General features: G+C 64.5%; 17 protein-coding genes. 9 read left to right on the top strand and 8 right to left on the bottom strand.

All coding sequences use genetic code 11. The features are described 5' to 3' along the window. Positions 1-8: 8 nt before the first annotated feature. The 3 genes from ccoO to ccoP are packed head-to-tail and all read left to right on the top strand — an operon-like array spanning position 9 to position 1,773. On the top strand, positions 9-740 hold the full coding sequence (gene ccoO / locus C1A35_RS10650; protein ID WP_104664286.1) for a cytochrome-c oxidase, cbb3-type subunit II: 732 nt from the start codon (positions 9-11) through the stop codon (positions 738-740). A 12-nt stretch (positions 741-752) separates the two neighbouring features. Further along, on the top strand, positions 753-905 hold the full coding sequence (locus tag C1A35_RS10645) for a cbb3-type cytochrome c oxidase subunit 3 (protein ID WP_104664285.1): 153 nt from the start codon (positions 753-755) through the stop codon (positions 903-905). A gap of 4 nt (positions 906-909) precedes the next feature. Next, positions 910-1,773 (top strand): cytochrome-c oxidase, cbb3-type subunit III, encoded by an 864-nt coding sequence (gene ccoP, locus C1A35_RS10640; RefSeq protein WP_104664284.1) that lies wholly within the window; start codon positions 910-912, stop codon positions 1,771-1,773. 395 nt (positions 1,774-2,168) lie between these two features. On the opposite strand, the gene C1A35_RS10635 is transcribed toward ccoP, so the two are convergent. After that, the gene (locus tag C1A35_RS10635) at positions 2,169-3,731 is read right to left on the bottom strand and encodes an MFS transporter (RefSeq protein WP_104664283.1); all 1,563 of its coding nucleotides are present in this window, start codon (positions 3,729-3,731) and stop codon (positions 2,169-2,171) included. 110 nt (positions 3,732-3,841) lie between these two features. Here C1A35_RS10635 and C1A35_RS10630 point away from each other — a divergent pair, with 110 nt between their 5' ends. Then, positions 3,842-4,645, top strand: a complete 804-nt coding sequence (locus tag C1A35_RS10630; RefSeq protein ID WP_104664282.1) for a helix-turn-helix transcriptional regulator — start codon at positions 3,842-3,844, stop codon at positions 4,643-4,645. Positions 4,646-4,693: 48 nt separating this feature from the next. Here the strand turns inward: C1A35_RS10630 and C1A35_RS10625 are convergent, their stop codons facing one another. From C1A35_RS10625 to C1A35_RS10605, 5 genes are all read right to left on the bottom strand, one after another. Next, positions 4,694-5,590, bottom strand: coding sequence for a hypothetical protein (locus tag C1A35_RS10625; RefSeq protein ID WP_199772903.1), 897 nt, complete (start codon positions 5,588-5,590; stop codon positions 4,694-4,696). A gap of 377 nt (positions 5,591-5,967) precedes the next feature. After that, positions 5,968-6,321 carry a VOC family protein gene (locus tag C1A35_RS10620; RefSeq protein WP_104664281.1) on the bottom strand — a complete coding sequence of 118 codons (354 nt, stop codon included), beginning with the start codon at positions 6,319-6,321 and terminating at the stop codon, positions 5,968-5,970. 4 nt (positions 6,322-6,325) lie between these two features. Then, positions 6,326-6,736, bottom strand: a complete 411-nt coding sequence (locus tag C1A35_RS10615) for a polyketide cyclase (protein ID WP_104664280.1) — start codon at positions 6,734-6,736, stop codon at positions 6,326-6,328. A 63-nt stretch (positions 6,737-6,799) separates the two neighbouring features. Beyond that, on the bottom strand, positions 6,800-7,630 hold the full coding sequence (locus tag C1A35_RS10610) for a helix-turn-helix domain-containing protein (protein WP_104664279.1): 831 nt from the start codon (positions 7,628-7,630) through the stop codon (positions 6,800-6,802). Further along, on the bottom strand, positions 7,606-9,084 hold the full coding sequence (locus C1A35_RS10605) for an alanine/glycine:cation symporter family protein (RefSeq protein WP_104664278.1): 1,479 nt from the start codon (positions 9,082-9,084) through the stop codon (positions 7,606-7,608). The genes C1A35_RS10610 and C1A35_RS10605 overlap by 25 nt, the downstream gene beginning before the upstream one ends. Before the next feature lie 249 nt (positions 9,085-9,333). Here C1A35_RS10605 and ccoG point away from each other — a divergent pair, with 249 nt between their 5' ends. The 5 genes from ccoG to gndA all read left to right on the top strand — a co-directional run bounded on the left by ccoG (position 9,334) and on the right by gndA (position 15,468). After that, positions 9,334-10,908: a cytochrome c oxidase accessory protein CcoG gene (gene ccoG / locus C1A35_RS10600; protein WP_104664277.1), complete on the top strand. Its 1,575-nt coding sequence runs from the start codon at positions 9,334-9,336 to the stop codon at positions 10,906-10,908. Further along, a complete protein-coding gene (locus C1A35_RS10595; protein WP_104664276.1) occupies positions 10,905-11,417 on the top strand; it encodes a FixH family protein in 513 nt (170 codons plus the stop codon). The genes ccoG and C1A35_RS10595 overlap by 4 nt, the downstream gene beginning before the upstream one ends. Continuing rightward, positions 11,414-13,702 carry a cation-translocating P-type ATPase gene (locus C1A35_RS10590; RefSeq protein WP_104664275.1) on the top strand — a complete coding sequence of 763 codons (2,289 nt, stop codon included), beginning with the start codon at positions 11,414-11,416 and terminating at the stop codon, positions 13,700-13,702. The genes C1A35_RS10595 and C1A35_RS10590 overlap by 4 nt, the downstream gene beginning before the upstream one ends. Continuing rightward, on the top strand, positions 13,699-13,857 hold the full coding sequence (gene ccoS / locus C1A35_RS10585; RefSeq protein ID WP_043615060.1) for a cbb3-type cytochrome oxidase assembly protein CcoS: 159 nt from the start codon (positions 13,699-13,701) through the stop codon (positions 13,855-13,857). The genes C1A35_RS10590 and ccoS overlap by 4 nt, the downstream gene beginning before the upstream one ends. A gap of 180 nt (positions 13,858-14,037) precedes the next feature. Beyond that, a complete protein-coding gene (gene gndA, locus C1A35_RS10580; RefSeq protein ID WP_104664274.1) occupies positions 14,038-15,468 on the top strand; it encodes an NADP-dependent phosphogluconate dehydrogenase in 1,431 nt (476 codons plus the stop codon). Positions 15,469-15,549: 81 nt separating this feature from the next. Here gndA and C1A35_RS10575 read toward each other — a convergent pair whose 3' ends face one another. After that, complete coding sequence (locus C1A35_RS10575; RefSeq protein ID WP_158665042.1) at positions 15,550-15,738, bottom strand: hypothetical protein; 189 nt, start codon at positions 15,736-15,738, stop codon at positions 15,550-15,552. A gap of 180 nt (positions 15,739-15,918) precedes the next feature. Continuing rightward, positions 15,919-16,272 (bottom strand): hypothetical protein, encoded by a 354-nt coding sequence (locus tag C1A35_RS10570; RefSeq protein ID WP_104664272.1) that lies wholly within the window; start codon positions 16,270-16,272, stop codon positions 15,919-15,921. Positions 16,273-16,353 lie beyond the last annotated feature (81 nt).

Genomic DNA, 16,353 nt, shown 5'->3' with positions numbered 1-16,353 from the left:
CATCACCCATGTCCATTCTCGACAAACACGCGACGCTCGAACGCAACGCGACGCTGCTTCTCGTCGGCTCGCTGCTCGTCGTCTCCGTCGGCGGCATCGTGGAAATCGCACCGCTGTTCTATCTCGAAAACACCATCGAGAAGGTGGAAGGCATGCGGCCCTATTCGCCGCTGGAGCTTGCCGGCCGCGACATCTATGTGCGTGAGGGCTGCTATGTCTGTCACAGCCAGATGATCCGTCCGTTCCGCGACGAGGTGGAGCGCTACGGTCACTACTCGCTGGCGGCGGAGTCCATGTACGACCATCCGTTCCAGTGGGGCTCCAAACGCACGGGACCGGATCTCGCCCGCGTCGGTGACCGCTACTCCAACGAATGGCACGTGCAGCACATGATCGAGCCGCGCTCGGTGGTGCCGGAATCGGTGATGCCGAGCTACGCCTTCCTCAAGGCGACGCCGCTCGACGTGAACAACATCGCCGCGAACCTCAAGGCCAACAAGGCCGTCGGCGTGCCCTACACGGACGAGATGATCGACAACGCGCTTGCCGACATCAAGGCGCAGGCCGATCCGAACGCTGACACGTCGGGCGTCGAGGGCCGCTATCCGAAGGCCAAGCTCGGCGACTTCGACGGCGATCCGCAGAAGCTGACGGAGATGGACGCGCTCGTCGCCTATCTGCAGATGCTCGGCACGCTGGTCGACTTCTCCACCTACGACGACACCACCGGTTATCGCTAAGGAGATCAGCACATGGAAACCTACACGGCCATGCGCCAGTTCGCCGATAGCTGGGCGCTTCTTGCGATGACGCTCTTCTTCCTCGGCGTCGTTGCCTTCATGTTCCGGCCCGGCGCCAAGAAGGCCGCCGATGATGCCGCAGCCATCCCCCTGAAGGAGGATTAAGAGAATGGCGGACAAACACGTCGACGAAATCAGCGGCGTCGAGACCACCGGTCACGAATGGGACGGTATCCGCGAGCTCAACAACCCGATGCCGCGCTGGTGGGTCTATACCTTCTACGCGACCATCGTCTGGGCGGTCGGCTACATGATCGTCTATCCGGCGGTGCCGCTTCTGACGGACGCCACCAAGGGCGTGCTCGGATATTCGAGCCGAGCCGAGGTCAGCGCCGAACTGGCCAGTGCCAAGGCGGCCCAGGCCGGCAACCTCGAGAAGATCGCGTCGAGCTCGCTTGCCGAGATCATGGCCGATCCGCAGCTGCAGCACTTCGCCGTGTCGGGCGGCGCCTCGGCCTTCAAGGTCAACTGCGCCCAGTGCCACGGCTCGGGTGCGGCCGGTTCTGCCGGCTTCCCGAACCTGAACGACGACGACTGGCTCTGGGGCGGCAAGCCCGAGGAGATCTACCAGACGATCGCCCACGGCATCCGCTACAACGGCGACGACGAGACCCGCGTCTCGGAGATGCCGTCCTTCGCGGAAATCCTGCAGCCGGAAGAGATCAAGCAGACGGCGGCCTATGTCGTCAGCCTCACCGGCACGCCGTCGGATGCCGCTCTGGTTGAGCCGGGCAAGGCGCTGTTCGAGGCCAACTGCGCCTCGTGCCACGGTGCCGACGCCAAGGGCAACCGCGAGTTCGGCGCGCCGAACCTTGCCGATGCGCTGTGGCTGAACGGCTCGAGCGAACAGGCGATCGTCGCGCAGATGAAGGCACCCAAGCACGGTGTCATGCCCGCCTGGCTGCCGCGCCTCGGCGACACCACGGTCAAGCAGCTCGCGATCTTCGTGCATTCGCTGGGTGGCGGCGAGTAAGAGGAACGAGGGGCTTGCGGACCTGCCACACATCCGTAGGTGATGGTGGCGCCCCTCATTCGCCTGCCGGAACCTTCTCCCCGCCAGGCGGGGAGAAGGGCGCAAGCCGCGCTAGCCTCGCGAGGTTAAAAGCAAGATTGGCGATGGAGCCGCCCATCACGTTCTTGAGTGGGCTGCCGCTCAGTCTTTTCAGGCTGGATGCCGGGCGGGCGCCCCCAGCGTTTCTCTCCCCGCCTGGCGGGGAGAGATGTCCGGCGGGACAGTGAGGGGCAGCTCTGATCCAGACAATCAAGAAGGCCGCGTCGCAGGATGCGGCCTTTGTCGTTGGCGGATCGCGCGCCGCCGGCCAGCGACCCTAAAGCGGGGAGTTCCGTCGAGGGACCGCCGGCGCTCCATCACGATTTCGCAGCCTTGCCGGCGGCAGGCTTCCGCAATGTCATGGCTGCCAGCGTCGCCATGAGAGCGATGGCGAGGGCGCAAATGGCGGCGGCTGCGTTGAAGCCGGTCATGAAGGCGGCCTGGGCTTGCTCCAGCATGCCCGCCGGCAGCTCGGTCGCGACTGATACGGCGCCGGTGAGGCTGTCCGACAGCCTGTGGCCGGTCTCGCCGGAGATCAGCGTCTGGCCGGCCATTTCGGTGCGGTAGACGGCGGTGGTCAGGCTGCCGAGCGTAGCGATGCCGACGGCAAGGCCGAGTTCCTGCACCACTTCGGAGAGGGCCGAGGCTGACCCGGCCTTTTCGGCGGGAGCTGCGCTGACGACGAGATCGGTGCCAAGCGCCGCAATGGTGCCGAGGCCGAGATAGACGAGCGCGAATGCCGCAGTCACCAGCCCGACGCCGGACGGCGCGGCATCGAGTTGGGTAAGCAGCAGGTAGCCGACCACGGAAAGCGCCAGCGCCGCTGCGATCACAGGGCCGGCGCCGAAGCGCCTGGCGACGAGCGGTGCGGTGATGCCGGCCAAAAGCATGGCAAGCGCCGAGGGGCCCATTCTCAGGCCCGCTGAAAACGGCGACAGGCCGACGACCAGTTGCAGATACTGGGTGACGAGCAGCATCGTCCCGCCGACCGCCGTCAGGCCGATCAGGAGGATCAGGAGCGCTGTGCTGAAGGCGCGGTCGGAGAACAGGTCGAGGTCGATCAGCGGGCTTCGCAGCCGCCGTTGCCGTCGGATGAAGAGGAGGCTGGCGACGAGGCCGACGGCAAGGCCGAGCATGGCGCCGAGCTCAAGGCCATCCTTGGCAATCTGCTTGATGCCGTAGACGATGGGCAGCAGGCCCGCCAGCGACAGCGCCACACTGGTCATGTCCAGCCGGTCCGACTGTGGCGCACGGTATTCGGGCAGCAGCAGCGGCGCGACGATGAGCAGCACCCCGACGATCGGCAATGCGACGAGGAAGGCAGCGCCCCACCAGTAACGTTCGAGCAGGATGCCGCCGACGATCGGCCCTGCCGCCATGCCGAGCGCGAACATGGTGGCCCAGACGCCGATCGCCAGCGCGCGCTGGTGCGGGTTCAGGAACATGTTGCTGATCAGCGCCAAGGTCGGTGGCATCAAGGTCGCGCCGGCAACGCCGAGCGCTGCGCGCGCGACGATCAGCATGGTGGCGCTGGTGGAATAGGCCGAAAGGATCGAGGCAACACCGAAGGCGGCCGCGCCCAGCATCAGGAGCTTGCGGCGACCGATGCGGTCGCCGAGCGTTCCCATGGTGATCAGGAAGCCGGCGATCATGAAGCCGTAGGCATCGACGATCCAGAGCGCCTGCGTGCTGGTGGGCTTCAGATCCGCCGCCAGCGCCGGCAAAGCGAGATGCAGCAGCGTCAGGTCGAGGCCGAGCAGGATGGTGGGGAGCGCGAGCAGGGCGAGCCCGGCCCATTCACGCGCGCCGGCGCGCGCTTCGCGGGGATCCGGGTGGGCGGGATATCCCTCGGTCACGAGGGGCGGTCGGTCGCTGAGCATTGTCAAAGGTGATCTCCGTCTTGGCTTGGGCTGGTTGCGGAAACCACATCTTCAGGGCACAATCATCCTGTTACAATTTAAGTATTTATCCTATTACTGTGGGCAACAACGTGAGCGAACGAAGCCTTGAGCGAAGCAAGAACGAGCTGTCCGAGTTTTTGACGCGGCACAGGGCGAAGCTGACGCCGGCCGATGCCGGCCTTGCCTTTACCGGACGGCGCCGCACGCCGGGCCTCCGGCGCGAAGAGGTCGCCGCCCTCGCTGGCGTCGGGCTCACCTGGTACACCTGGTTCGAGCAGGGGCGCGATATCAAGGTGTCGGAGGCGTTCCTGCTGAATGTGGCCCGCGCACTGAAGCTCGACGATGCCGAATGCAGCCATCTGTTTCTGCTCGCCCACAAGCGGCCGCCGCCGCCGGAGGCGCATCATCGCATCTCGATCTCGCCGCTGATCCAGCAGCTATTGGATGAGTTGACCGCGCGGCCTGCCTATGTGCTGAACCTGCGCTGGGATGTCGTTGCCTGGAACGCGGCGGCAGAGGTTCTGTTCGGCTTCAGTGCCCGGAAGCCGGAACTTGGCAACATCCTGCAGATGGTGTTTGCCGATCCCGAGATGCGACGGCGCATGCCCGCGTGGCGCGACGATGCGCCGAAGCTGCTCGCCCAGTTCCGCTATGATTTTGCCGTGGCGCCGGATGATCCGTCGATGCTGGCTCTGGTCGAAAGCCTGAAGGACCTTTCGGCCGATTTCAGGCGCTGGTGGGCAGCACCCGGCGGCGATGAAGCCCGCCGCGGGATCGGCACGCTGATCGATGCTGCAGCCGCGCGCCTGCGTTTCCGTCATGAGACGCTGGTGGTGGACGAGCACCGGCATCTCAGGATGGTGGTTTATTTTGCCGAACCGGTGCCCGCCTGAAGGCAGCCGCCGAAGCGGCGCGACGAAGCGCCGTGCGCTCGGGCTTTCCTATTCGAGGGCCGCGGCGATCGTCGCGCCGACCACGACGCTTGAGAGCGCCGTGCCGAGAAGCAGCGACGTGTTGACCGGCCTCTTCACCACGGTGCCGAAGTTGAAGAGGTTCATCGGCAGGAGATGAAAGCCGCCGCCTTCGGGCTTGCTGCGCGGCGCTTCCATGAAGCACTCGTCGTCGAACCAGATCCAGTCATCGCGCCAGGTCCAGCAGCCGTGCTGGCGGTAGACGGAGGCGACCTGTTCGGCAAACGCCTTGTCGGCGGGCAGGCGGATGTATTCCTGCGGCTTGCGGCTGAAATACTGCATGGCGAGCGGCATCGAGCGCTCGGTGCAGTAGTTCGACATCCAGAGCGTGAAACCGATCTCGTCGCGCAGCCGGTCGAGCACACGGAACACCTGCACATGGTCCTCATGACCGTATTCGCCCCAGGGATTGTGGGTGAAGACGTTCATGTCGGGTTTGAGCAGCGGCAGCAGCGTGCGGTAGAGCGTCTCGTAATTGTCGCGATAGGCCTGGGCGATCGGCCGGGTCGAGTGGCGGAAGTTGCCGGGCATGATCTGCGACAGCGATTTCTTGACGATGCGCTTGGCCTCGCGGCGCGTGCCTTCCGTGCCGAATTCCATGCCGAACGGCCCGGGCTTCGGGTTCGTCCAGTCGGCGCAATCGAAGGAGCCGGTTTCTTCCATTTCCAGAAAGCGCACATTGCCGCGCGGATAGGCCCTGATGGCAGCGGCGCGCGCGTCGCCCATCTGCGGCTCCGACCAGATGTCGCGGTAAAGGATGATGACCTCGTCGACCTCTTTCAGGATCGAGGTGAACCACAGCAGTTCGTCGTCGGGATGGGCGCCGATGATGACGGAGTTCTTCAGAAAATCATGCGTATCGGCCATGCTCTTGCGCGCCCTCGTGTTCGTCGCGCGCAATTCTGACGTGTAGAGATTAAACCGGCGTAAAGCGGGAGGGCGTGTCCACAGGTGGGGCGGTGCGGTTGCAAAGCCATTTTACCTCTTCGGACCGACTAGCTGCTGGTCAGCCGATGTGAAGTGGGCCTCACCAACATCCTCATTTCTGTGCTTGTCACAGAAATCCAGCCGCGCCGCGTCGGCGGGGCGAGAAATGCGGGTGCCGGCATTCTTAGGTGGCATCTCTGCCGTGCAGACGCACGGCCGCTGGATCTCTGTGACGAGCACAGAGATGAGGGAGGAGAGGGAGCGGCCGTTCGCCAATGTCCAAGTGTTGTTTCAGTGCCGCGCCTTCATGGGCCCGCTTACTGCGCCGACCAGACCGCCAGCTCGTATCCGTCGGGATCGGCGAAATGGAAGCGCCGGCCTCCGGGGAAGGAGAAGATCGGCTTGACGATCCTGCCGCCGGCCTTTTCGACGCGGGCGAGCATGTCCTCGAGCTTGTCGGCATAAAGAATGATCAGCGGGCCGCCGCTGCCGACGGGGCCGGTGGTGGTGAAGCCGCCGGTCAGCCGGCCGTCCTGGAACTCGCAATATTCCGGGCCGTAGTCGGTGAAGGTCCAGCCAAAGGCGCTGCTGTAGAAGGCCTTGGTGGCGGTGATGTCGGAGACGTTGAACTCGACATAGTCGATGCGGCTGTCGTTGCCCTTGTTACCCATTTTTCTACCTGTCTTTTCCGGATTCCATGATCGATTTCAAAGTGGCGAGATCCTTTGCCACCCAACCGGCATCGCCGGCAAACTGTTCCGCGCTCATGCCGGGCTGGCGCAGCAGCGTGAACATCACCTCGGCGCCGGCGCCGTTCGGCACGACGCGGAGCGCATTGTGGACCTCTGTGCCGTCCTCCAGCGTGACGAGATGATCGGTGACGCCGAAGGCGCTGTCAGGCGCAAAGTGCACGCGGGCGTTGCCGAGCGGCCCCGGCGCCAGCCAGTGATCGCCTTCGCGGGTCAGGCCGGACGAGAGGCCGGATGCCCAGCGTGGCATGTTTTCATGTCTTGCCATGAAGGCATAGACCTCGCGCCAGTCGCGGTCGATGCTGGTGTGAACGATCTTCGCTTCGAGTGTTGCCATGCCTTGTTCTCCTGAGGAAGGCCTAGCACGGGCGGCCTGACCGGTCTTGAACGAAACGGCCAGTCAGGCCGCTTTCCTGCTACCGCCGAGCTGGCGGCGGATTTCGGCCGGGGAGAGCGAGGTCAATTCCCGGGCCTCACGCGACAGGTGCGCCTGGTCGGCATAGCCGGCATCGAGCGCGAGCAGGCCAAGGGTTGCAGACGGCTCGCTTCGACATGCCCCGAGAAAGCGTTGCAGCCGCAGGATGCGATCGAGCGTCTTGGCACCATAGCCGAAATGCTCGTGGCAGCGGCGCCTCAGCGTTCGTTCGCTGGTGCCGGTCGCGACAGCCAATGAACGGACGGGATTGTCAGAAGAGTGTTGGCCCAGCCGGAGATGGGCGAGGGTGGCTTCGATATCGTCGGGTGGCGGGGAGGCGGCCGGCAGGCGCTGCAGCACGGCGTCCGCGAGCATGTCGGCACGGCGGGTCGCATCGGGCGCGTCCTGCATCCGGGTTTCGAGTTCGCGCGCAGCACGACCCCAGAAGACCTCGAGCGGGACAAACTCGCCGGCGATCTGCGAGAGAGACGTGCGCAGGAACGATGCGGCGACACCCGGCCGGAAGCGCAGGCCGATGATGTCGGTGCCGGGAGCGATGACGGGAAAGGCGGCCACCCGATCGGGGCCGGCGACGGCAAGGCCGTGCGTCGACCAGAGGATATCGACGCAACCGTCTGGCACGACCGCCATCGGCGATGGCGGTCCCTCCGGTATGCGGTGGTTCCAGAGGCATTCGACATGGCGGCCGAGGGCTTCGGGCGCGGCACGCTCGCGATAGATGCCGCGCTGCTTGGCCAGTATCGGCTTTGCCGATGTCGGTCGTGTCGATGTCAGCGGCCCGCTGGAGCCGTCCATGCCTTGTCCTCCACGCGCCCACCCATGCCGATCGCTTCTTCGCGCGACCAGATCTCGCCGTCGATCTGGCCCTGCAGCTCCGGATAGTCGGCCGCATGGAAAACCGGATCGAGACCTTGCCGGCGCTGGGCGAAATAGTCCTTCGTCAGCTTGGCAATGGTACCGGAGAGAAGCACGATGGCAATGAGGTTGATCGTCGCCATCAGGCCCATGGAGGCGTCCGCCGCGTCGAACACCGTGGTGATGCTCTCGGACGCACCCCAGACGACCATGACAAGCACGGCGCAGCGCATGATCAGCACGCCGAGACGGTTGCCGCCGCCGAGATAGGTCAGCGCGTTTTCGGCATAGGAATAGTTGCCGATGATCGAGGTGAAGGCGAAGAAGAAGATCGCGATCGCGATGAAGTAGCTGCCGGCCCAGCCGATATGCACATTCATCGCCGCCTGTGTCAGTTGCGTGCCGGTCACGCCGGAGCCCGGCTCAAGCGTGCCCGAAAGCAGGATCATCACCGAGGTCGCGGTGCAGATCAGGATGGTATCGATGAAGACGCCGAGCGACTGCACGAAGCCTTGCGATGCCGGATGGTGCGGAACGGGCGTGGCGACTGCGGCGATGTTCGGCGCCGAGCCCATGCCGGCTTCATTGGAGAACAGGCCGCGCTTGACGCCGTTCATCATCGCGGCTGCGACACCGCCGGCTACGCCGCCTGCCGCTTCCTGCAGGCCGAAGGCGCTGGAGATGATGGTCCACAGCACGCTCGGCACGATCGCTGCATTGGCGACGAGCACGTAGATCGCCGTCAGCAGATAGGCGATCGCCATGAAGGGCACGACGATTTCGGCGACGCGGGCAATCTGGCGGATGCCGCCGAAAATGACGATGCCGGAGATGGCCGCAACCGCGAGGCCGACGGCGATCTTCGGCACGCCGAAGGCGCCCTGAACCGCGTCGGCGATGGAATTGGCCTGGACCGCGTTGAAGACGAGACCAAAGGAAAGGATCAGGCAGACCGAGAAGATCGTTGCCGCCCAGGGCGCGTTGAGGCCGCGGGCGATATAGAAGGCGGGACCGCCGCGATACTGGCCATTCTCGTTGCGCACCTTGTAGAGCTGCGCCAGCGCGCTTTCGGCATAGGCCGTCGCCATGCCGACGAGCGCCACCATCCACATCCAGAAGGTCGCGCCCGGACCGCCGAGATAGAGTGCCACGGCGACGCCGGCGAGGTTGCCGGTGCCGACGCGCGAGGCGAGGCTGACGGTCAGCGCCTGGAACGGGCTGATGCCGGCCGCATCCTTCGAGCCGCCGCTGCTCAAGACCCGGAACATTTCGCCAAAATGCACGATCTGCGGAAAGCCGAGGCGCAGCGTGAAATAGATGCCGACGGCGAGCAGGCCGTAAATCAGCACGTAGCCCCAAAAGATCGTGTTCAGAAAGCCGATGATCGTGTCCATGCGGTTCCTCATTGGTATTGCAAGGTGTGGCGATGTGACGAACCGCAGTGCGGATCGAATGGGAAAGGCCTGCACTTCTTCTGAAGCCTGGGCATTTCATGCGAAAGGCTGGGCATCGCCTGCGAAGGCCCGGGCGTTTCGCCGCATGTGGGGGCTTTAGCCCGCAAACTTGACACAGATCAACGTTTTCCGGCGCCAAATCGGGCAAAACGTGGTGCAATACATGACATATCCGGGGATTTCCCACAAATGAGCCCACATTCAGCCGCAAATCCTGCCTCTGTCGAGCGCCACGAGGCCGAGCCGGTCAATGCGGCGCACGTGCGCAAGCCGCTTTACGAAAAACGCAAGAAGATCTTCCCGAAGCGCGCCGAGGGGCGCTTCCGCCAGTTCAAGTGGCTGGTGATGCTGGTAACGCTCGGGATCTATTATCTGACGCCCTGGATCCGCTGGGATCGCGGCGAGCATGCGCCGGATCAGGCGGTGCTCGTCGATATCGCCGCGCGGCGCTTCTATTTCTTCTTCATCGAGATCTGGCCGCAGGAGTTCTTCTTCGTCGCCGGCCTGCTCGTCATGGCCGGTTTCGGCCTGTTCCTGGTGACCTCGGCCGTCGGGCGCGCCTGGTGCGGCTATACCTGTCCGCAGACGGTGTGGGTCGATCTGTTCCTGGTGGTCGAGCGCTATATCGAAGGCGACCGCAATGCCCGTATGAAGCTCGACGCCGGTCCCTGGACGTTCGGCAAGGTGATCAAGCGGGTGTCGAAGCACTCGATCTGGATCATGATCGGCATTGCCACCGGCGGCGCCTGGATCTTCTATTTTGCCGATGCGCCGACGCTGCTCAAGAGCTTCGTTTCACTGGAAGCGCCTGTCGTCGCCTACATGACCGTCGCGATTCTCACCGCGACCACCTATGTCTTCGGCGGGCTGATGCGCGAGCAGGTCTGCACCTACATGTGCCCGTGGCCGCGCATCCAGGCGGCGATGCTCGACGAGAACTCGCTGGTTGTCACCTATAACGACTGGCGTGGCGAGCCGCGCTCGCGCCACCAGAAGAAGGCCGTTGCCGCCGGGGAGGCCGTCGGCGATTGCGTCGATTGCAACGCCTGCGTCGTCGTCTGTCCGATGGGCATCGACATTCGCGACGGCCAGCAGCTCGAATGCATCACCTGCGCGCTCTGCATCGATGCCTGCGACGGCGTCATGGACAAGATCGGCCGCGAGCGCGGGCTGATCTCCTATGCGACGCTCAACGACTATGCCGCCAACATGGCGCTTGCCACCAATGGCGGCACGGCGGCGATCGAGCCTTCCCGGGTGCGCAATGCGGACGGCAATTTCTCCGACAAGGTACGTCACTTCAACTGGAAGATCGTCTTCCGTCCGCGCGTGCTCGCCTATCTCGGGGTCTGGACGCTTGTCGGCATCGGGTTGCTTTACGCGCTTCTGTCGCGCGACAGGCTGGAGCTCAACGTCCTGCACGACCGCAATCCGCAATTCGTCCTCGAATCCGACGGTTCGGTGCGCAATGGCTACATGGTCAAGCTCTTGAACATGATCCCGGAACAACGCACGATCACGCTTGCAATCGACGGCCTGCCTTCGGCAACGATGCGCATCGCCGGTCAGGCGCCGGGCGACGGCCGTACATTCAATATCGGCGTCGATCCGGACAAGGTCACGGCGGTCAAGGTGTTCGTGACGCTGCCGAAGGACAATCTTTCCGAAGCGGCTGACGGTTTCAGCCTGATCGTCGAGGATCCGTCGAGCCACGAGCGCGACGTCTACAAGGCCAACTTCAACAGCCCGGGAACCGCGAAATGACACCGAATCAGGCAGGGGCGAAACAGGCAAAGGCGCCGCGGCCCTTCACCGGCTGGCATATGCTCGGCGTCATGGTGCTGTTCTTCGGCACGATCATCACCGTCAACCTGATCATGGCCTGGAACGCCAGCCATAGCTGGAGCGGGCTCGTGGTGCAGAACACCTATGTCGCGAGCCAGCAGTTCAACGGCAAGGTGAAGGAGGCGAAGGCCTTTGCCGCCGACGGACTCGACGGCAAGCTCAGCGTCGAAAAGGAGGCGCTGCGCTACACGCTGACGCGCCGCGGCAATCCGGAGATGACCGCCGACAAGGTGGTGGCGGTGCTGAAGCGCCCGGTCGAGGAGCATGAGGACGTGACCGTCGAGATGGCGCATCAGGGCGAGGGCATCTTCGTTGCCGCAACCGCGCTGAAGCGCGGCCAGTGGATCGCCGATATCACCGCGACCTCGGGCGATGCCATCGTCTACCGCCAGGCGATCCGCTTCATCGTGCCGGGAGATGCCCAATGAGCTGCTGCGCTCCGGGAACCGAGGCGGCTCTGGAGATCGACAGAGCCGGGCAGGGGCTGCCGACCGCGGAAGAGCTCTGGCTGATGAGCCGGTCGCTCGGCGGCGGGCTGCGCCAGACGGACTTGAGTGTTCCCGGCGTGCATTGCGGCGCCTGCATCACCACGCTCGAAGGCGCGTTGAAGGCTCGGCCCGAGGTCGAACGCGCGCGCGTCAACCTTTCGTCGCGCCGTGTATCCATCGTCTGGAAGGAAGAGACGGGCGGCGCTCGCACCGATCCGCGCGAACTGGTGCAGGCCATCCGCGCACGCGGCTACGAGACACATCTGTTTGCGCCGGGCGAGGAAGACGGCGACCAGACGCTGAAGAAGCTGGTGCGCGCCGTCGCCGTCTCGGGCTTTGCGTCTGCCAACATCATGCTGCTTTCGGTCTCCGTCTGGTCGGGAGCGGAGGCGGCGACCCGCGATCTCTTTCACTGGATCTCGGCGCTGATTGCCGCCCCGACGCTGATCTATGCCGGGCGCTTCTTCTATGCATCCGCCTGGAACGCGCTGAAGCACGGCCGCACCAACATGGACGTGCCCATTGCTTTGGCGATCACGCTCTCCTTCTCGATCTCGCTCTATGAGACGATCACCCACGGAACCCATGCCTGGTTCGACGGCACCGTGATGCTGCTCTTCTTCCTTTTGATCGGCCGCACGCTCGATCACATGATGCGCGGCCGCGCGCGCTCGGCGATCAGCAGTCTCGCTCGGCTCTCGCCGCGCGGCGCGATGGTCATCGATGCCGATGGCGGGCGCGAGTATCGTCCGGTCGACGAGATCAAGCCCGGCGAAAAGCTGGCGATCTCAGCCGGCGAGCGCATCCCGGTCGATGGCCGCATCCTCATGGGCACCAGCGATCTCGATCGCTCGATCGTCAATGGCGAAAGCGCGCCGGCCCCGGTCAAGGTCGGCGATACCGTGGAGGCCGGCACGCTGAACCTTACCGGACCGCTGACTGTCGAGGCGACCGCTGCGGCACGCGACTCGCTGCTTGCCGAGATCATGGGGCTGATGGAGGCGGCCGAAGGGGGCAGGGCGCGCTATCGCCGCATTGCCGACCGCGCGGCGCAACATTATTCGCCGGCGGTGCATCTGCTGGCTCTGGTCAGCTTCATCGGCTGGATGTTCGTCAATGGCGATTTCCACCACGCGATGCTGGTGGCGGTCGCGGTGCTGATCATCACCTGCCCCTGCGCACTCGGGCTTGCGGTGCCTGTCGTGCAGGTGATTGCGGCCGGGCGGCTCTTCCAGAACGGCGTCATGGTCAAGGACGGCTCGGCCATGGAGCGGCTGGCCGAGATCGATACGGTTCTGCTCGACAAGACAGGCACGCTGACGGTCGGCGAGCCGCGGCTCGTCAATGGCGGGGACATTCAGCCTTCCAAGCTGATGATCGCCGCAGGCCTTGCCGCCCATTCCCGTCATCCGCTGGCGATGGCCATTCACGACGCGGCGAAGCTTGCACCGGTCGTCGCCGGCGAGATCCGGGAAATTCCCGGCGCAGGCATCGAGGCCCGCACCGAAGCAGGCATCTACCGGCTCGGCAGCCGCGCCTTTGCCTGTGGCGACGCCGGCGAGGCGACCGGGCAGTCGGAGGTGATCCTGTCGCTCGACGGTCGCGAACTTGCGTGCTTCCGCTTCGAGGACCGCCTCAGGCCCTTTGCCCGCGAGAGCATCGAGGAACTCGGGCGGCTCGGCCTATCGAGCGGCATTCTCTCTGGCGACCGTGAGCCGGTCGTCGCAGCCCTTGCCCGCCGGGTCGGCATCGAACGCTTCAAGGCGGAACTCACGCCGCGCGGCAAGGTGGACGAATGCGCGCTCGCCGCCGCGGGCGGTCATCGCGTGCTGATGGTCGGCGACGGCATCAACGATGCGCCGGCGCTGCGCGCCGCCCATGTCTCGATGGCGCCGGCGACGGCAGCCGATGTCGGCCGGCAGGCGGCGGATTTCGTCTTCCTGCATCAGGGCCTGAACGCGGTGCCGATGGCGATCGACACCTCGCGCCGGGCAGGCCGCCTGATCCGCCAGAACTTCGCGCTGGCGATCGGCTACAACGTCATTGCCGTGCCGATCGCCATCCTCGGCTATGCGACGCCGCTGATTGCGGCGGTTGCCATGTCGACCTCGTCGGTGATCGTCGTTGCCAATGCCTTGCGCCTGCGTGCGGCGACCGGCAATGTCGCGGAGGCAGCCGAACAGAAGGCACCTGTCACGCTGCGCGCGGTCGGGAGCGCCTCATGAACACGCTGATTTATCTCATTCCAATCGCATTGTTTCTCGGCGGCATCGGTCTCGTCGCCTTCCTCTGGGCGCTGAAAAGCGGCCAGTACGAGGACCTGGAAGGCGCCTCCTGGCGGGTGCTCGACGACGGTGACGGCAAGCCTGAAAAGAAGTGATTTTCTCAGTAATCGCTTGTCCTTAATCGATTTGAATGCCAAAACAACCTCCGCCGTCGCTTCTTGCGCCCGGGCCTTCGACAGAGCCCCGCGCGAAGGGGCGAAGTTCAATTCGAAGGGCCGGTACAGACGCGTTTATCCCGATCGCGCCCGGCACTTCTGTCCAATGGAGGCAATCACGTGTCACAGGCGGAAATCGGCCTAATCGGTCTCGGCGTCATGGGCTCGAACCTGGCGCTCAACATCGCTGAAAAAGGCAACAAGATCGCGGTCTTCAACCGCACCGTCGAAGCGACGCACAAGTTTTACGCGGAAGCCGGCGAACTTCAGGGGCAGATCGTGCCCTGCGACACGATTGAAGAGTTCGTCGCTGCCATCCGCCCGCCGCGTCCGATCATCATCATGATCAAGGCCGGCGAGCCGGTCGACCAGCAGATGGAGATCCTGAAGCCGTATCTGGCCAAGGGCGACATCATGATCGATGCCGGCAACGCCAACTTCCGCGACACGATGCGCCGCTTCGAGGCGCTGAAGGATAGTGGCCTCACCTTCATCGGCATGGGCGTTTCCGGTGGCGAAGAGGGCGCGCGTCACGGCCCGTCGATCATGGTTGGCGGCAAGGAAGAGTCCTGGAAGCGCGTCGAGACCGTGCTGACCTCGATCGCCGCCAAATACGACAACGTGCCTTGTGTTGCCTGGCTTGGCGAAAACGGCGCCGGCCACTTCGTCAAGACCATCCACAACGGCATCGAATATGCCGACATGCAGATGATCGCCGAAATCTACGGCATCCTGCGCGACGGGCTGAAGATGTCGGCGAGCGAGATCGGCGAAGTCTTCGGTACCTGGAACAGGGGCCGCCTCAACTCCTACCTGATCGAGATCACCGAGAAGGTGCTGAAGGCTGCCGATCCCCTGACCGGCAAGCCGATCGTCGACCTGATCCTCGACAAGGCCGGCCAGAAGGGCACCGGCAAGTGGTCGGTGATCGAGGCGCAGAACATGGGCGTGCCGGCAACCGGCATCGAGGCGGCGGTTGCAGCCCGCAGCATCTCTTCGATGAAGGACGAGCGCGAAGCGGCCGAAAAGATCCTCGGGCTGCCCGCAGTCGGCGAGTTCAAGGTGGCCGACAAGGCAGCCTTCATCAAGGATCTCGAAAGCGCGCTGCTCGCCGCCAAGATCGGCGCCTATGCGCAAGGCTTCGCCGTGATGTCGGCAGCCTCCAAGGAGTTCAACTGGAACCTGCCGATGCCGACGATTGCCAAGATCTGGCGCGCCGGCTGCATCATCCGCTCGCAGTTCCTGGATGAAATCACCACCGCCTTCACCAAGGCGCCCGACGCTGCCAACCTGATCGTGACGCCTGCCTTCGCGGCCATGGTCAAGGAAACCGACGGGGCCTTGCGCCGCGTCGTCTCAGCGGCCGTTCTCGGCGGCCTGCCGGTTCCGGCCCTTGCCTCGGCACTCGGCTATTTCGACAGCTACCGCCGCGGCCGCGGCACGGCCAACGTCATCCAGGCGCAGCGCGACTTCTTCGGTGCGCACGGCTTCGACCGTGTCGACGGTGCCGACAGCCACCACGGCCCATGGGGCAGCGGCCTCAACGCCTGAGCGTTCAGATAAACAAGTGAAACGGGGCGGCCTTAGGGTCGCCCCGTCTTCGTTTGGGCATCGTGATGCCTGGACTGGTTGCTAGCCGGTCATCGGGACGGGCGCCGATCGTTCCGCGGTTCCCCCACCGCCTGATGCACCGGGATTGGAGCAGGACTTGATCGGCAGGACGGCGAAAAGCGAGGCAATCATCAGCACAATGATGATCAACACCAGCCTGTCGGTGAAGGCGGCGCGAAAGATCTGAAGAACGTAATGTTTGGTCTTCATCGTGCCCACGCGCTTTCTTCGCCATCCGCGTCGGATGGCCTTCGTGCACCGTGGACGTCATGCGTCCATTCCTTTGAATGTGTGTCAGACGGGAAACTGCCGAAGAGGCCCATTGTTCCCGGCTGGGAGACTAGTATGCCATTTGCCGCCAGCCAGCTCACAGGCCCCTGGCAGGCGGCGCTAGCGCCGAGTAGCGCGGTGGCCGTCCCGAGTTCGGCTGCGCTCACCGGGGTTCTGCGACCCCCGCATTGTTTCGCGCTCATCCGTTCGCCGCACGAACGGCGTAGCCGTGTTTGCCGTTGACGTGCGGCGGTGGCGTTCGCGCAGCTTGCCGAGCCTCTTCGGCGGATCGACAATGATCACCAGCAGAAAGCCGATGGCCATGAGCAGATAGGCCGGAATGCCGGTCGTCGCGCTGCCGGCGAAAGCGCAGAGCATCGCCAACGCAAGATAGAGGCCGATGGTGAAGGGATTGGCCAGGAAGCCCCAGGCGCGCTCAGTCAGCCGGTTCTTCCATGCAATTCTCGATGTCATGCCTGATATCACCTGTTCGGAGTGATTGGCAGCAGTTGCTGCGATGGCGCCCCAACCGGTGCAATATGCGTCCGGGGCATG

The organism is Ensifer adhaerens, assembly GCF_002940685.1.
In the GTDB taxonomy this organism is placed as follows: domain Bacteria; phylum Pseudomonadota; class Alphaproteobacteria; order Rhizobiales; family Rhizobiaceae; genus Ensifer; species Ensifer adhaerens_E.
The sequence above is the reverse complement of the archived record's forward strand: the minus strand, read 5'-3'. Positions and strand labels throughout refer to the sequence as shown.

Coding starts and splice junctions, on each gene's coding strand:
- ccoO (WP_104664286.1), top strand. CDS start 9: ATGTCCATTCTCGACAAACACGCGACGCTCGAACGCAACGCGACGCTG.
- C1A35_RS10645 (WP_104664285.1), top strand. CDS start 753: ATGGAAACCTACACGGCCATGCGCCAGTTCGCCGATAGCTGGGCGCTT.
- ccoP (WP_104664284.1), top strand. CDS start 910: ATGGCGGACAAACACGTCGACGAAATCAGCGGCGTCGAGACCACCGGT.
- C1A35_RS10635 (WP_104664283.1), bottom strand. CDS start 3,731: ATGCTCAGCGACCGACCGCCCCTCGTGACCGAGGGATATCCCGCCCAC.
- C1A35_RS10625 (WP_199772903.1), bottom strand. CDS start 5,590: ATGGCCGATACGCATGATTTTCTGAAGAACTCCGTCATCATCGGCGCC.
- C1A35_RS10620 (WP_104664281.1), bottom strand. CDS start 6,321: ATGGGTAACAAGGGCAACGACAGCCGCATCGACTATGTCGAGTTCAAC.
- C1A35_RS10615 (WP_104664280.1), bottom strand. CDS start 6,736: ATGGCAACACTCGAAGCGAAGATCGTTCACACCAGCATCGACCGCGAC.
- C1A35_RS10610 (WP_104664279.1), bottom strand. CDS start 7,630: ATGGACGGCTCCAGCGGGCCGCTGACATCGACACGACCGACATCGGCA.
- C1A35_RS10605 (WP_104664278.1), bottom strand. CDS start 9,084: ATGGACACGATCATCGGCTTTCTGAACACGATCTTTTGGGGCTACGTG.
- ccoG (WP_104664277.1), top strand. CDS start 9,334: ATGAGCCCACATTCAGCCGCAAATCCTGCCTCTGTCGAGCGCCACGAG.
- C1A35_RS10595 (WP_104664276.1), top strand. CDS start 10,905: ATGACACCGAATCAGGCAGGGGCGAAACAGGCAAAGGCGCCGCGGCCC.
- C1A35_RS10590 (WP_104664275.1), top strand. CDS start 11,414: ATGAGCTGCTGCGCTCCGGGAACCGAGGCGGCTCTGGAGATCGACAGA.
- ccoS (WP_043615060.1), top strand. CDS start 13,699: ATGAACACGCTGATTTATCTCATTCCAATCGCATTGTTTCTCGGCGGC.
- C1A35_RS10575 (WP_158665042.1), bottom strand. CDS start 15,738: ATGAAGACCAAACATTACGTTCTTCAGATCTTTCGCGCCGCCTTCACC.
- C1A35_RS10570 (WP_104664272.1), bottom strand. CDS start 16,272: ATGACATCGAGAATTGCATGGAAGAACCGGCTGACTGAGCGCGCCTGG.